Genomic DNA, 14,661 nt, shown 5'->3' on the forward strand with positions numbered 1-14,661 from the left:
TTCAGGTTCACTAAGCCTGGCCGGCCAGCTTCGCCAGTTCGGCCAATACCCTCTCGGCGGCGTCGAGACGCTGCTTCGGGGTTTCCCATTCGCCCTTCACGACGACCTTGTTGTCGGGCCGGACCTTCCAGGCGATCTGGTTTTTCGCGACGAACTGCACCAGGCCCATCGGGTTCTTGAAATCGTCGTTGCGGAACGTAACGACCGCGCCTTTGGGTCCGACGTCGATCTTGGCGACGTTGGCCTCGCGGCACAGCCCCTTGATGGCGACCACCTTCAGCAGTTGGTCGGCCTCGGGCGGCAGGGGGCCGAAACGGTCGATCAGCTCGGCGGCCAGCGCTTCGCGATCCTGCGCCTTCTCGGCGTCGGAAATCCGCCGGTACAGAGCGAGGCGGACGTTGAGATCCGGCACATATTCGTCCGGGATCAGCACGGCGGCGCCGGTGTTGATCTGCGGCGACCAGCCCCGATCGGCCACCTCCTCGGCGCCGGCGCGAGCGCGCAGCTCGTTGACCGCGTCCTCCAGCATCTGCTGGTACAGCTCGACGCCGATCTCCCGGATGTGGCCCGACTGCTCCTCGCCCAGCAGGTTGCCGCCGCCCCGGATGTCCAGGTCGTGGCTGGCCAGCTGGAACCCGGCGCCCAGGCTGTCCAGCGACTGCAGCACCTTCAGGCGCTTCTCGGCCGAAAGGGTGATCTGCTTCTGGGCGGGCGTCGTCAGATAGGCGTAGGCGCGAGCCTTGGAGCGCCCCACCCGGCCGCGCAGCTGGTACATCTGGGCCAGGCCGAACATGTCGGCGCGGTGGATGACCATGGTGTTGGCCGTGGGGATGTCCAGGCCGCTCTCCACGATCGTGGTCGACAGCAGCACGTCGTACTGGCCGTCGTAGAAGGCGGTCATCACCTCTTCGAGCTGGGTCGGCGCCATCTGGCCGTGGCCCACGACGAATTTGATCTCGGGCACCTGCTCGCGGAGGAACCGCTCCAGCTCGGGCAGGTCGCCGATGCGCGGTGCGACGAAATAGGCTTGGCCGCCGCGATACTTCTCCCGCAGCAGCGCCTCGCGCAGCACGACCGGGTCCCAGGGCGTGATGTAGGTCCGCACCGCCAGGCGATCGACCGGCGGCGTCGCGATGATCGACATCTCGCGGATCCCGCTCAGCGACATTTGCAGGGTTCGCGGGATCGGCGTGGCCGTCAGGGTCAGCATGTGCACGTCGGCGCGAAGCTCCTTGAGCTTCTCCTTGTGCTTCACGCCGAAGTGCTGCTCCTCGTCGACGATCACCAGGCCCAGGTTCTTGAAGCTGACCTGCTTCGAGAGCACGGCGTGGGTGCCGACGATGATCTCCACCTCGCCCTTGGCCAGGCCGTCGCGGGTCTCGGCGGCCTCCTTGGCGGGGACCAGGCGCGAGAGTCGACGCACGCGCACCGGCCAGCCCTCGAACCGTTCGGAGAAGGTCTTGAAGTGCTGGCGCGCCAGCAGCGTGGTCGGCGCCACGATGGCGACCTGCTGGCCGCTCATGGCCACGACGAAGGCGGCGCGCAGGGCCACCTCGGTCTTCCCGAAGCCCACGTCGCCGCAGATGAGGCGATCCATCGGTCGGCCGGCGCCCAGATCCTCCAGCACGTCGCCGATGGCGTTGAGCTGGTCCTCGGTCTCTTCGTACGGGAACCGCGCGCAGAATTCGTCGAACAGCCCCTGCGGCGGCTCGACCGGATCGCTGAGCTTGGTGGCGCGCTCGGCGGCGATGCGGATCAGGCCGTCGGCCATCTCGCGCAGACGTTCCTTCGCCTTCGCCTTGCGCGCCTGCCAGGCCGCACCGCCAAGGCGGTCGAGCTGCACCCCCTCGCTGTCGGCGCCGTAGCGGGTCAGCAGGTCGATATTCTCGACCGGCAGGTACAGCTTGGCCTCGCCGCCGTACTGGAGCTCCAGGGTGTCGTGCGGCGCGCCTTGGACGTCGAGGGTCTTGAGGCCGAGATAGCGGGCGATGCCGTGGTCGATGTGGACCACAAGGTCGCCGGGCGTCAGCGCCGACGCCTCGGCCAGGAAGTTGGCGGCGCGCCGGCGCTTGCGGGGACGGGCCAGCCGGTCGCCCAGGATGTCGGTCTCGGAGATGACCGCCAGGCTGTCGGTCTCGAAGCCGGCGTCCAGCGGCAAGACCACCCGCTGCGGCTTCTTCGGATCCGCGGCCTTCGCGGCGTCCCAATAGGGCGCGAGCGGAAGGCTCTTGAGCCCGTGGTCCGCCAGCATGTGCATCAGCCGGTCGGAGGACCCGTCCGACCAGGAGGCGAACAGCACGCGCTTGCCGTCGGCACTGAGCTTGTTGGCGTGATCGACCGTCGCCTCGAAGAGGTTGACGCTGTCCAGCTTGCGCTCGGCCGAGAAATTGCGCCCGGCCCGCGCGCCCATGTCGATGACCGCCTCGCCCTCCGCCTCGTTGAAGGCCGAGAACCGGCGGGTCGGACGCACCTTGAGCTGCTCGTCCCACTCCGCCTCGTCGAGGTAGAGCCGGGTGGGATCCAGCGGATGGTAGTGGGTCTTGCGTTCGGTGTTGGAGCGCGCCTCGTACGCGTCCCGGACAATCGCCAGGCGCTCGTCGCGCGAGTCGCGGGCCAGGTGGTCCAGCGCGATCGCGGTGTTGCCTGGCAGGTAGTCAAAGAGCGTCGCCAGGTCCGGGTAGAACAGCGGCAGGTAGTGCTCCATTCCCGCGCGCCGGCCGCCCTCGGAAATGGTGGCGTACAGCGGGTCGTCGCCGGGCGCGCCGAAAGTCTCCAGATAGCCGGTCCGGAAGCGGCTGACCGCGTCCTTGTCCAGCAGGGCCTCGCTGACCGGCAGGAGCGAAACCTCCTTGAGCTGTTTCGTCGAGCGCTGCGTCTCGGGATCGAAGGCGCGGATGCTCTCCAGGGTGTCGCCGAACAGGTCCAGCCGCACCGGCTCTTCGGCCGTCGGCGGGAACACGTCGATCACGCCCCCGCGGATGGCGAACTCGCCCTTCTCCGAGACGGTCGAGGCGCGGCTGTAGCCGTTGACGGCGAAATAGGCCTCGAGGTCGGCGATCTCCACCACGTTTCCGGTCTTCGCCGAATAGCTCGCGCGCTTCACCGACGCGATCGGCGGCACGCGCTGGAGCAACGCGGGCACGGTCGTCACCAGCAGGCGCGGCTTGGCGTCCAGGCCTCCGGCGAGCTGCGAGAGGGTCGCCATCCGCTGGGCCGCGACGCCGGCGGAGGGGCCGACGCGGTCGTAAGGCAGGCAGTCCCAGGACGGGAAGGTCAGGACCTCGACGTCCTGGGCGAAGAAGGCGAAGGCGTCGACGAAGGCCGACAAGCGCCCGGCGTCGCGGGCGACGAAGACCGACAGCCCCTTCCGAGCCTTGACCACGTCGGCCATGACGAGCGCATCGAAGCCCTCGGGCGCGCCTACCAGATCCAGCCGGCCGGGATCGTCGGCGACGCGGCGCATCTGGGCGCGGGGGTCGGGCCGGTTTCCGTCAGCCATCGGCCTGCCCCCCGGACGCCTGCCCCTTCGGCGAGATGCCCTTGTGAGCTTCGTCGCGGAAGGCCTTGAGCTTGTTCATCAAAGGCCCGTCAAACTCGGTCGGCGTCGCCTCGCGCTCCAGGATCCAGCCGTAGAGATCCTGATCGGGCTGGTCCAGCAGCGCCTCGAACCAGTCGAGTTCGGCGGGGCTGAACGTCGAGACATGGCTGTCCGCGAACGGCCCCAGGATGAGGTCCGCTTCCTTGAAGCCCCGCCGCCAGGCGCGCAGCTTCAGTTTCTTGAGCCGTGCATCATCCGTCGTCATCGAGAGGGGCCGGATATAGAGCGGCGCGGGCCTGCGCGCCAGTCGGGTATGATCCAAGCATGCGGCCCGAGATTCTGTTCCCGCTCTTCGCATCGATCACGTCCCTCAAGGGCGTGGGGCCCCGCGTCGCTCCGCTCCTGGAGCGCGTGGCCGGACCGATCGTGCGCGATGTCCTGTGGCTGCAGCCCCATTCGATCGTCCGCCGCACCCCCGCGAAGCTGGCCGATGCGGTGGACGGGCAGATCATGACATTCGACGTGGTGATCGAGGAGCATCAGCGGCCCCGGACAAAGGCCCAGCCGTGGCGCATGCGGGTGTCCGACCCCACGGGCTTCCTGACCCTGGTGTTCTTCGGCCGCTTCGGGGACCAGATCGAACAGCGGCACCCCGTGGGCGCGCGCCGCATCGTCTCGGGCAAGGTCGAGGAGAGCCAATTCGGCCGCCAGATGGTGCATCCCGACTACATGACCGACCCCGCCAAGCCGGTCGACATCCCGGAGATCGAACCCGTCTATCCCGCGACGGAGGGGCTGCCGGCGCGCCGGGTGAGGCAGTTCGTGCTCGAGGCGTTGGAAAAGGCGCCCGAGATGCCGGAATGGCAGGATGCGGCTTGGCTGGCGCGTGAGAAGCTTCCGGCGTGGCGAGAGGCGTTGACCCGCCTGCATGCGCCCGAGAGCGAGGCGGATCTGTCCCCGCTCAGCCGACACCGGCGCCGCCTGGCCTACGACGAGTTGCTCGCCCATCAGCTCGCCATGGCCCAACGCAAGGCGGCGCGGCGGCGCGAACCCGCCGCGAAGGTCCCAGCCGGCCAGACCGCGGCGCGGCTGAAGGCAGACCTGCCCTTCGCCTTCACCGGCGCCCAGGAGCGCGCCCTGGCCGACGTCCGCGCCGATTTCCAGGCCGGCGAGCGCATGAGCCGGCTGGTGCAGGGCGACGTGGGCTCGGGCAAGACCGTGGTCGCCATGTGCGCCATGGCCGACGTTTCCGACGCCGGCGGCCAGAGCGCGCTGATGGCGCCCACCGAAATCCTGGCCCGGCAGCATTTCGAGACCATCTCCGCCCCGCTGGCCGCTCACGGGATCACCGCCGTCCTGCTCACGGGCCGCGACAAGGGCGCGGCGCGGGCCGAGAAATTGCGGGCCTTGGCGTCGGGCGTGGCCCAGGTGGCGGTGGGCACCCATGCCCTGTTCCAGGACGAGGTCGCCTTCCACAAGCTCCAGCTGGTGGTGATCGACGAGCAACACCGGTTTGGCGTGGCGGAACGGCAGCGGCTGCAGGCCAAGGGCCAGGCCGTCCACCTGATCGCCATGTCCGCCACGCCGATCCCCCGGACCCTCGAACTCACGATGTACGGCGACCTCGATGTCAGCCGGATCGACGAAAAGCCGCCCGGCCGAACCCCGGTGGCGACCCGCGCCGTGCCCATGCCGCGCCTGGACGAGATCGTCGGCCGATTGAAGGAAGCCGTGACCGGCGGGGCGCAGGCGTTCTGGATCTGCCCGCTGGTGTCCGAGTCCGAAGTCAGCGACCTGGCCGCGGCGGAGATGCGGGCGATCGCGCTCAGGAAGGTGATTGGAGCCGGCGTCGGCCTCGTCCACGGCAAGCTGACGGGCGCCGAGAAGGACGCCGTCATGGCCGACTTCGCCGACAACAGGCTGTCGGTGCTGGTGGCGACGACCGTGGTCGAGGTCGGCGTCAACGTCCCCAACGCCACGATCATGGTGATCGAGCAGGCCGAGCGTTTTGGCCTGGCCCAGCTCCACCAGCTCCGCGGGCGCGTGGGCCGCGGGGCGCGCGAGAGCGCCTGTGTCCTGCTCTACGATCCGCCGCTCAGCGAGACGGCGCAGCAGCGGCTGGACATCCTGCGCCGCACCGACGACGGCTTCGTCATCGCCGAGAAGGACCTGGAGCTGCGCGGCGGCGGCGACGCGCTGGGCCTGCGCCAGAGCGGCCTGCCCGACTACGTCTTCGCCGATCCCTTCGTGCACCGCGACCTGATCGCCGTGGCCGGCGACGACGCCCGCCTGATCGTGAACCGCGATCCCGAGCTGACCAGTCCCCGCGGCCAGGCGCTGCAGGTGCTCCAGGAGCTGTTCGATTGGAAGGCCGGGCTGGCGCTGCGCGACGCCGGCTGAAATTTCTCGGCGACTATGTCGATTTCCAAGCCGCCCGGACGACCAGGGAGGCCTCGAGAGGAGTTTCCCGTGAAGTACCTGTGCCTCGTCTATTTCGCCCCCGGCGCCATGGCCGACCTGACCGACGCCGAGCGCGAGGCGCTGGACAAGGCCTCCCTCGCCTACGACCAGGAGCTGGAGCGGCGCGGCCACTTCATCGCCGCCTCCGCCCTGCAGGGCGCGTCGACCGCCGTGTCGATCCGTCGGACGGACAGCGACCGCTCGGTGACGGACGGCCCCTTCGCCGAGACCCGCGAGGTGCTGGGCGGCTTCATCTTCATCGAGGCGAAGGACCAGGCCGAGGCCGTCGAGATCGCCAGCGGGATCCCGGTCGGCCGCTACGCCACCGTGGAGGTGCGCCCCGAACTCGACTTCGGCTAGACCCGCACCATCCGCTTGCCGCGGTTCTCGCCGGCCAGCAGGCCGATCAGCGCCGAGGGCAGGTTCTCCAGGCCATCGATGATGTCCTCCTGCACCTTGAGTTGGCCCGAGGCTACCCACGACTGGAGATCGGCCAACGCCCGCTCGTTCTGGTCGGCGAAGTCCATCACCACGAAGCCGCGCAGGGTCAGCCGCTTGGTGACGATCAGGCCGGGCACGCCACGCGGGCCGTGCGGCGGCGCGGCGCCGTCGTATTGCGAGACCGCCCCGCAGCAGGCGATGCGGCCGTGCGTCCTCATCGCGAACAGGCAGGCCTCGAAGACGTCGCCGCCGGTGTTGTCGAAATAGACGTCGATGCCGTCCGGAACGGCGGCCCGGAGCTGGCGCTTGAATTCCGGAGACTTGTAGTCGACCGCGGCGTCGAACCCGAGTTCGTCCACCAGCCAGCGGCCCTTCGCCTCGCCGCCCGCGATCCCCACCACGCGGCAGCCCTTGATCTTCGCGATCTGACCGACGATCGAGCCCACCGAGCCGGCCGCCGCGGAGACGACGACCGTCTCGCCCGCCTTGGGCTGGCCGCACTCCAGCAGGCCGAAGTAGGCCGTCAGGCCCGCCACGCCGTAGACGCTGAGCAGATGGGTCTCGGGCTTCAGGTCAGGCAGCTTCTTCAGGGGCTTGCCCGGCAATGCGGCATACTCCTGCCAGCCGGTATCGGCGAAGACGAGGTCGCCCGGCTTGAGGTGGTCAACGCGGGACTCAACCACTTCGGAGAGCCCTCCGCCCGCCATCACCTGGCCCGCGCCCAGCGCGGCGCGGTAGGTCGCGCCCTGCATCCAGGCCCGGTTGGCGGCGTCCAGCGAGATGTAGCGGGTCTTCAGCAGCACCTCGCCCTCGCCGGGCGTCGGCCGCTCGCTGGTCGACAGGGCGAAGTGGTCCGGGGCCAGCTTGTCGCCCTGCGGCAGGCGGTCCAGCACGATCTGGCGATTGGTCACGGCGTTCTCCAGGCTCTTTGGAACGACCTTGTCACCGCGCCAGCCAGGCCGCCAGCCGCTCCTTCGCGTCGGCCTCCAGGTCGGCGTAGAACAGGTTGAAGCCCGGGACCTTCCGGCGATCGGCCCAGTCGCCGCCCGGCTTCAGCGACGACGACTTGGGATGGCTGACCACCAGCACGCCGCGCTCGCACCGCGCCGCCACCTGGCGGGCCATGAAGGCCGGACGCGCGCCCCACTCCAGACCCGTGGCGTTGGCCGCGCCCAGGTGGAGGCGGGCGGGCGCGGGCTGGTCGGACACGGCCCCCAGCAGGGGGTTGAAGCAGAGCGCCGGCCGCGGCGACAGGTTCGCCAGCTCCCCATGCTCGTTCCACACCAGCGCCCGGTCCAGCAGCCGCTTGCCGGCGTCGAAGTCGCCCTCGTACACGCGCGCCCACGCGGCCAGGCAGCCGGCCTGGCCCTTCTGCACGCAGGGCGGGATCGGCGGCGCATCGGCCGGAACGACCGTGTCGATCAGGTAGGCGGCCACCAGCCGGCTCTGCAGCACCGGGTCGCGCGCCACCTCCTCCGCCAGCAGCCGGCTGGCCAGGGTGCCGCCCTGCTCCACCCCCACGATGATGAAGGGTCGGCCGCCGTTGTCCTGGTCGACGTACCAGCGGAAGGCGTCGCGCACGTCGCCATAGGCGAACTGGCGGGCCTCGCGGGCGTCCTCGCGCAGGGTGGTGAGGCTGTAGAGGCTGGCCTGGCGATAGCGCGGGGCGAAGACCCGGCCGACGCTCACGAAGGGGCCCACATAGTTGGGCGCCATCACGGTCTCGAACTGCCGGTTGGCCTTGCGCGCGTTCAGCCGGGCGTTCCAGTTGCGGCCGCCGTCATAGGTGGTGGGCGCTACGAAGAACACGTCCGCCCGCAGGTCCCCGCCCGGCTTCGGGCGCAGGTACCAGGCCGCCGACTTCGAATAGTCCGGCCCCGGCGGCGGCTCATAGGTCTGGAACGGCACCTTGGGGTCCAGCGCCGTCGAGACCAGGTCGCCCCAGAAGACGATGACGCCGATCACCAGCACCAGCGCAGCACTCAGCAGGGTGGCCAGCCACCAGCGCGTTCGCTGCCGGGCCGGCCGGTCCGCCATGGCTAGCGATAGGGGTCCGGCTGGCTCAGGAAGCGGCCGACATAGTCGCCGATCCCCTCCTCAAGCGGCGTGAGCGGAGCCGCGTAGCCGGCCTCGGCCAGCCGCTCCATCTTCGCCTCGGTGAAGTACTGGTACTTGTCGCGGATGGCCGGCGGCATGGGCGTGTATTCGATCTGGGCGTTCTTGCCCGCCGCCTCGAACACCTGCCGCGCCATGTCCTCGAACGTCCGCGCCTGGCCAGAGCCCAGGTTGTAGATGCCGTTCACCTGCGGGGTCTCGAACAGCCAGCGGATCACGTCGGCCGCGTCGCGGACATAGACGAAGTCGCGCTTCTGGCCGCCGTCGGGCACGTCCGGCCGATAGCTCTTGAACAGCTGCACCGCATGGCCCTCGCGCACCTTCGGCCAGATCTGCGAGGCCACCGACTTCATCGAGTGCTTATGCTCCTCGTTCGGCCCATAGACGTTGAAGAACTTCAGCCCCACCCACTGCGGCGGCGCGTAGTCGCGATTGGCCTGGCGCACCGCGAACAGGTCGAACAGCGCCTTCGACCAGCCATAGGTGTTCAGCGGCCTGAGCGCGGCCAGCGCCTCGTAGTCGTTGTCGTCGTCGAAGCCATGCTCCCCCGCCCCATAGGTGGCGGCCGACGAGGCGTAGACCAGCCGCCGCTGCCGGTCGGCGCACCAGCGGAACAGGTCACGGCTCAGCGTGAAGTTCGAGTGGACGATCTTGTCCGCGTCCGGCTCGGTCGTCGACGAAACGGCGGCCATGTGCACCACCAGCTCGATGTCGCGCCAGCGCTTCTCCAGCCAGTCGAACATGTCTTCGGGCGCCACGAAGTCGCCGATCGGCGTCTTGGCGATGTTGCGCCACTTGCCCAGTTCCGCCTCGTGCAGCCGGTCGCAGACCACGACGTCCAGGTCGCGATCCTCGGCCAGCTTCGCGGCGATGTTCGAGCCGATGAAGCCCGCGCCACCGGTGACGAAGACGATACGCCTTGTCATGCGAAGGACCCCGTCATGCGCTCTGCTCCTTCTTGGCCATGCGGGCGATGGCCGCCGTCGTCGAATAGCCGTCGACGATCTCGGCCAGCTTCACCTCGCCGCCCCAAGACTTCACCAGGTCGCCGCCGACCACCTGGTCCTCGGAATAGTCGGCGCCCTTGATCAGCACGTCCGGCCGCGCCGCCTCGATCAGCCGGATGGGCGTCAGCTCCTCGAAGGGCGCCACCAGGTCGACGCTGCGCAGGCCGGCCAGCACCAGCGCCCGGCTCTCCAGGTCGTTCACCGGCCGCCCCTCGCCCTTTAGCTCACGCACCGAGCCGTCGGAGTTCACCCCGACGATCAGGCGGTCGCACCAGGTCCGGGCCTGCGCCAGATAGGCCACGTGGCCCTTGTGCAGGATGTCGAAGCAGCCGTTGGTGAAGCCCACCTTCAGCCCCTGCGCGCGCCAGCGCGCCACTTCCTCGCCCAGCCGCTGGAGCGTCGCGACCTTGCCCTCGGCGACGGCCGTATGGGCCGACAGCACGGCCTCGACCAGTTCGTCCGGGCTCACCGTAGCCGTCCCCGCCTTGCCCACCGCCACGCCCGAGGCGAGCTGCGCGAAGCCGATGGCCTCGTCCAGCGTGGCGCCCGCCGCGATCGAGAGCCCCAGGGCGGCCAAGGCGGTGTCCCCTGCCCCGGAGGCATCGAACACCTCGCGCGGCGTGGTGCGAAAATGCCGGACCGCCTGGCCGCGCAGGCCCAGCGACACGCCCTTGGCGGCGCGGGTCACCAGCACGCCCTTGGTCGACCACAGCTCGAGCGCCCGGGCGATCGCCGCCTCCAGCTGGGCGTCGGTCTCGGTGGGCATGTCGGTGGCGTACGACAGCTCGGACGCGTTCGGCTTCACCAGGTCGATGTCGCCATAGCGGGCGAACGACCGGGCCTTGGAATCGACGATCACCTTGGCGCCCGTCTCGGCGGCCGCGTCGTGGGCGGCGGCGATCACCGCGTCGGTGACCACCCCCTTGCCGTAGTCCGAGATCAGGATGACCCCCGCGCCCTGGGCGGCGTCCTTGATCGTGCGGATCAGCCGCTGCTCGACGTCGCCCGTCACCGGGCGGCTCTCCTCCAGATCGACGCGCAACAGCTGCTGGCCGCCCGAGACGAAGCGGGTCTTGAGCGTGGTCGGCCGCTCGGGATCGGTGACCAGGTAGCCCTCGATGGCCGGCTCCTCCTCGCCCACCAGGCGCGAGGCGTCGTGCCCCTCGGCGTCGCCGCCCACCAGGCCGACCAACGCAACCGAACCGCCCAGCGCCGCGATGTTGCGCGCGACGTTGCCGGCGCCGCCCAGCATCTTCAGCTCACGCTGGCGCGCCAGCACCGGGATCGGCGCCTCGGGCGAAACCCGGGTCACGCTGCCATAGACGAACCGATCGACCATCAGGTCGCCGACACAGGCGACCCGCTTGCCGGGAAGATCACCGAGCAGGTGCTGGAGAGCGGCCAGATCCATGGCGCTAGCCTGTGCGGCGCGTTGTCGGGCGGGTCAAGCGGACTCGGCCGCAACCCCCACGACCCTACGAGCGGACCGGCCGATGCCCGCCGAGGGGGGGGGGGGGCGAGCGGAGTTGCGCGACGGGGGCGGCTTCGGCAGGTGACTGTTCGGAAGGTCTGCTCACCGTCGAAGCTTGGCCGCGGTAGGCTCTGCTGCCGACTCAAGGTGTTCGAAGCAGATGTCTGGGCGCAATCAACACTTCATTCCGCGCATGCTTCTTCGGGCCTTCCGCTCCAGGGGTGACGAGGCACGGACCTACGTCTGGGTGGCGCGTCGTGAGGGCCGCATCTTCGAGCCCAACATCGTTGGCGTCGCAGCGCAGAACGATTTCTACTCCGCGCCATCGCCCGACGGCCGTCCGACGCTCGACGACGCCATCACGCGCTACGAAGACCGCCTCGCCACCCTGCTCATGGGCCTTCGCCGCCTGGATATCGGCGAAACCGCGCCAGCGGAGGACGCCTCCGAGGTCGTCTCGCACCTGACCCGGCGCGTGCCAGGGTTCCGCCACTTCATGGGCGACACCGTGAGCGACCTTTTCCAGCGGGCGAGCGATCACTTCAACAGGCCCGAGGTCATCCGCAGCTTGGCTGGGTTGGAGGGGCCGGAACCCACGGAGGTGTTTCGCGACCGCGCCCTACCGGAGATCTGCGCGAATCCGCGGCGGGCCCGCATGCACGATGTCCCAGACGATATGCTCGTGGCGATGGCCTATGTGCAGGCGCGCGAGGGGTACGACGCGCTCTTCACCCCGCAGGCCGCGCTTGTGGAAGACGCTCTTCGGACCCTCATCGCCCAGGCGCCGGCGCAGGCTGCGGAGGGGCACCGGAAGATGTTGGCCGAGGATCTCGCCGGGCAGGCACGGGTCGACTTCTTAGACAGCTACCGCTGGCGGATCGAGGCTGCGCCCGAGGGCGGCTGCATCCTTCCCGACTGCGTGGCTCTCGGCGTGACCGGCGCCGGCGAGCTGCGCCCCTTCATGCTCTGCGACCGGACCGATACGGCCGGCGTCGCGTTCCCGCTGGCCGCGGATCGGCTTCTCGTGGCCGCACCGCCGGATGGCGATTGGCCGAACCTGGCGGACTTCAATGGTGCTGCGGCGGCGTCCAGCGACCACTTCTTCGTCGCCCATGTCCGCCGGTCGGACATGGAGGCGCTGAAGGGCCGCATCGGCGCCATCACCGCCCCATTCCGCGCCGACCTCGTCGACAAGGTCATGCGCGAGTTCGAAGGGCGCCAGCCGTCCGCGCCGGCCCGCGTGGCGCCGCCGACGGAGCCGCCGCGCCTCTGCGAGGTGGAGGCGTCGTTTGGCGATCTCGAATACAGTGCCCGAGCCATCGCCCGCACCCAGGCCTTGATCGCCCGGCTCAGTCCGCACCTGGCGCTCGACCGGCTGCTCGGGGTAACCTTCGCCTCCGTGCCGCAAATGGCCCTCATCTCGCTGGACCGAGGTGACCCGCGGCTCCCGCCGTACACCCTCGACGTGCTGCCGCAGGACCTGAGCGCGGCCTCGCCGGTCATCGTCCGCGATGGGAAGCTGTATTCCAGGACCTACATCGACTCCGACATCGGCTGGGCGCTGGCCGACGACGATGAACCGGACGACGTGCCGACGGCGCTGCACGTGATCGCCCATCAGCTCGCGGAGGTCAGCGCCGCGCGGCGCATCGATCAGGCGCTGCCCGGCTTCCTGCTCGAATCCAGCGACGACCTGCACACGCACCGCCTGACCATACCGGCGATGCTGGCGGCCTTCGCCTTCCACGCCGCGCTACAGAGCGCAGGCTTCGGATCGGAGGCGAAGTTCGAGGCGCGCTACCGGGAGGCGCTGATCGATGCGATCGAACGGGCGCCGAGCGTCCTGGGCCCGATCATCGAGACCCTGTCGCCCGGCGACGACCTCGAGGCCTACTACGCGGCCGCCCTGGCCTGTTCGAGCGCCATCCTCGTGGCCGCCGCCCATCTCGCCGGCCACAGGACGGGCCTCGACCAAGATGTCCTGGCCGATGATGCAGACCTCCACGAGCGGCTGGCCAAGGTGGGCCTGAGCGGCTGGTTCCCGGTCTTCAACGTCGACCTGACCGACTTCTGGGACACGCCCGGAAGCTGGCAGTCGCGCGCGCCGTTCCTGGCGCTCCATCGGCACACCGAGCGCATCCTGTGGGCCCTGAATCTCTTCCCTAAGCGGATGGACGACGGCGGAACCTGGCTCGTCGCGCCCGAGGTGTTTCAGCCCATCGACAGCTAGCCGAGATAGTCGGAACGTCAGCTCCGCGGCCTGCTCCCAAGGTCATCTGCTGGCGCTGGGCGGGCCCCAGGAACGCGCGATCGTTCTGCCGCGGACGACAACCGACTCGCTACGCCGGCCTCAACCCAAATCCAGCAGGTAAGACACTGCAGACTCCCTCGTCGCCGCTCGTCGCGCTACAGCCGCGTCTACGAGTTCCTTACCGAGGAACGCGGCACCGCCCACGATCGCGGCAGGGAGCACCGCTGAGAGCGTCGCCGTGCCCAGGATCGTCGTCGTGCCGCTTAACCCGGCGGCCCCAACCATCGCGCCCTTGGCGAGCGCTCCCAGAAACTTGTCAGTGATGGCGGCAAGCTTGTTCTCGAATGCTCGCGCTGCGGGAACCAACTCGGCTTCTACTAGGCGATCTATCGCCGCGGGATAGTCCGCGCTCGGCGGTATTGATCCTGCGCGGTTAGCTATCAATGTGAGCTGACCGAGGAAGTCCTGCCGTTCACCTTCCGAGAGACGCCGATAGTTAAGCACGTCCTCGATGCCTAGCCGCTCCACGGTCTCATCAGGCACTAACCGATCGAATGTTGCGAAGCTAAGATCGATCACTCGAGATGAGGCCGCGGTGGCGGCATTGCCGTAGGTCCGATTCATGAGCTGTTGCAGCGGCCTCGCGTCGGCGAGCGGCACCATCCCCAAGCTATCGGCGTACAGAGTGAGAAAGTTCATCCTGATTGAGCAACTTGCCGCGAGCCGGGCAAGGTCCTTCGCTTGGCCGAAGGGCGTCGAAACGTCGAACGGCTGCGTGGATGTTTCCTCAATGATATCCGCAGGGCATAGGCCTGCGGACGATGCTTTGAAGTCGACGGATGCAAGCCGTTGGCGAAGGGTCGCAGCGTCAATGCCCCCCGGATACTGGCCCGGCGGCACCATCAGTTCGGCGAACCGGGCCGAGGTTCGGAGACCTGTCTGGAATGTGTCCAGATAGGCCAGGTCGCCCAAGTCTGAGGCCATGCGGATTCTTGCATCCACCGAATCCCGCGGTTGCGCATGCACGTAGATCGGGAAGCCGCCCTCCCGAAATGACTGCTCAAAGGACCGCATCGGGGAAGCCGCGCCTATGAGGCCGCTCTTGTCGGTGATCTTCAGCGACGGCCGATCCATGAGATGGAATTCGTCGAAGAACAGGATCGCCTTTTTCAGCGTCCGCTCAGGCGGAAGGAAATCAGAATAGTAAAACACTCTCATCGGCGCGGGCATCGACAGGAGTCTCCCTCGTCCGCGGAATTCTAGTCTCATTGCCCAGCGACGGCGAGTTCTTGCCGGGCTGGCGGTTCGACAGCATGGTGATCGGGGTGTTGCGGAATGTCTGCTTCAAGCTGCGGGGCGATCGTCGCCTTCTGGCGCG

The 14,661-nt window shown here is 69.0% G+C and carries 10 protein-coding genes; 3 read left to right on the forward strand and 7 right to left on the reverse strand.

Annotated elements, in window-relative coordinates; translation table 11 throughout:
- Positions 1 to 10 precede the first annotated feature (10 nt).
- Complete coding sequence (gene mfd / locus ACODSY_RS08815) at positions 11 to 3,463, reverse strand: transcription-repair coupling factor (protein WP_488951459.1); 3,453 nt, start codon at positions 3,461 to 3,463, stop codon at positions 11 to 13.
- Between the two features lie 28 nt (positions 3,464 to 3,491).
- Positions 3,492 to 3,803, reverse strand: a complete 312-nt coding sequence (locus ACODSY_RS08820) for an FAD assembly factor SdhE (protein ID WP_488951341.1) — start codon at positions 3,801 to 3,803, stop codon at positions 3,492 to 3,494.
- Positions 3,804 to 3,862: 59 nt separating this feature from the next.
- Here ACODSY_RS08820 and recG point away from each other — a divergent pair, with 59 nt between their 5' ends.
- Entirely contained in the window at positions 3,863 to 5,938 is a 2,076-nt protein-coding gene (gene recG, locus ACODSY_RS08825) for an ATP-dependent DNA helicase RecG (protein ID WP_488951342.1), read from the forward strand.
- 69 nt (positions 5,939 to 6,007) lie between these two features.
- Entirely contained in the window at positions 6,008 to 6,358 is a 351-nt protein-coding gene (locus ACODSY_RS08830) for a YciI family protein (RefSeq protein ID WP_488951343.1), read from the forward strand.
- Here the strand turns inward: ACODSY_RS08830 and ACODSY_RS08835 are convergent.
- From ACODSY_RS08835 to rfaE2, 4 genes are read right to left on the reverse strand one after another with little or no spacing between them, the layout of a single operon-like run.
- On the reverse strand, positions 6,355 to 7,350 hold the full coding sequence (locus ACODSY_RS08835; RefSeq protein ID WP_488951344.1) for an NADP-dependent oxidoreductase: 996 nt from the start codon (positions 7,348 to 7,350) through the stop codon (positions 6,355 to 6,357). The two genes, ACODSY_RS08830 and ACODSY_RS08835, sit on opposite strands and share 4 nt — an antisense overlap.
- 31 nt (positions 7,351 to 7,381) lie before the next feature.
- Positions 7,382 to 8,476 (reverse strand): DUF3089 domain-containing protein, encoded by a 1,095-nt coding sequence (locus tag ACODSY_RS08840; RefSeq protein WP_488951345.1) that lies wholly within the window; start codon positions 8,474 to 8,476, stop codon positions 7,382 to 7,384.
- 2 nt (positions 8,477 to 8,478) lie between these two features.
- The gene (gene rfaD / locus ACODSY_RS08845) at positions 8,479 to 9,480 is read right to left on the reverse strand and encodes an ADP-glyceromanno-heptose 6-epimerase (protein ID WP_488951346.1); all 1,002 of its coding nucleotides are present in this window, start codon (positions 9,478 to 9,480) and stop codon (positions 8,479 to 8,481) included.
- Positions 9,481 to 9,493: 13 nt separating this feature from the next.
- The gene (gene rfaE2, locus ACODSY_RS08850) at positions 9,494 to 10,972 is read right to left on the reverse strand and encodes a D-glycero-beta-D-manno-heptose 1-phosphate adenylyltransferase (protein ID WP_488951347.1); all 1,479 of its coding nucleotides are present in this window, start codon (positions 10,970 to 10,972) and stop codon (positions 9,494 to 9,496) included.
- A 220-nt stretch (positions 10,973 to 11,192) separates the two neighbouring features.
- Here rfaE2 and ACODSY_RS08855 point away from each other — a divergent pair, with 220 nt between their 5' ends.
- Positions 11,193 to 13,262 carry a DUF4238 domain-containing protein gene (locus tag ACODSY_RS08855; RefSeq protein ID WP_488951348.1) on the forward strand — a complete coding sequence of 690 codons (2,070 nt, stop codon included), beginning with the start codon at positions 11,193 to 11,195 and terminating at the stop codon, positions 13,260 to 13,262.
- A gap of 120 nt (positions 13,263 to 13,382) precedes the next feature.
- Here ACODSY_RS08855 and ACODSY_RS08860 read toward each other — a convergent pair whose 3' ends face one another.
- Positions 13,383 to 14,513, reverse strand: a complete 1,131-nt coding sequence (locus ACODSY_RS08860) for a hypothetical protein (RefSeq protein WP_488951349.1) — start codon at positions 14,511 to 14,513, stop codon at positions 13,383 to 13,385.
- Between the last annotated feature and the right edge of the window lie 148 nt (positions 14,514 to 14,661).

This window comes from Phenylobacterium sp. FG114 (genome assembly GCF_057809855.1).

Coding starts and splice junctions, on each gene's coding strand:
- mfd (WP_488951459.1), bottom strand. CDS start 3,463: ATGCGCCGCGTCGCCGACGATCCCGGCCGGCTGGATCTGGTAGGCGCG.
- ACODSY_RS08820 (WP_488951341.1), bottom strand. CDS start 3,803: ATGACGACGGATGATGCACGGCTCAAGAAACTGAAGCTGCGCGCCTGG.
- recG (WP_488951342.1), top strand. CDS start 3,863: ATGCGGCCCGAGATTCTGTTCCCGCTCTTCGCATCGATCACGTCCCTC.
- ACODSY_RS08840 (WP_488951345.1), bottom strand. CDS start 8,476: ATGGCGGACCGGCCGGCCCGGCAGCGAACGCGCTGGTGGCTGGCCACC.
- rfaD (WP_488951346.1), bottom strand. CDS start 9,480: ATGACAAGGCGTATCGTCTTCGTCACCGGTGGCGCGGGCTTCATCGGC.
- rfaE2 (WP_488951347.1), bottom strand. CDS start 10,972: ATGGATCTGGCCGCTCTCCAGCACCTGCTCGGTGATCTTCCCGGCAAG.
- ACODSY_RS08855 (WP_488951348.1), top strand. CDS start 11,193: ATGTCTGGGCGCAATCAACACTTCATTCCGCGCATGCTTCTTCGGGCC.
- ACODSY_RS08860 (WP_488951349.1), bottom strand. CDS start 14,513: ATGCCCGCGCCGATGAGAGTGTTTTACTATTCTGATTTCCTTCCGCCT.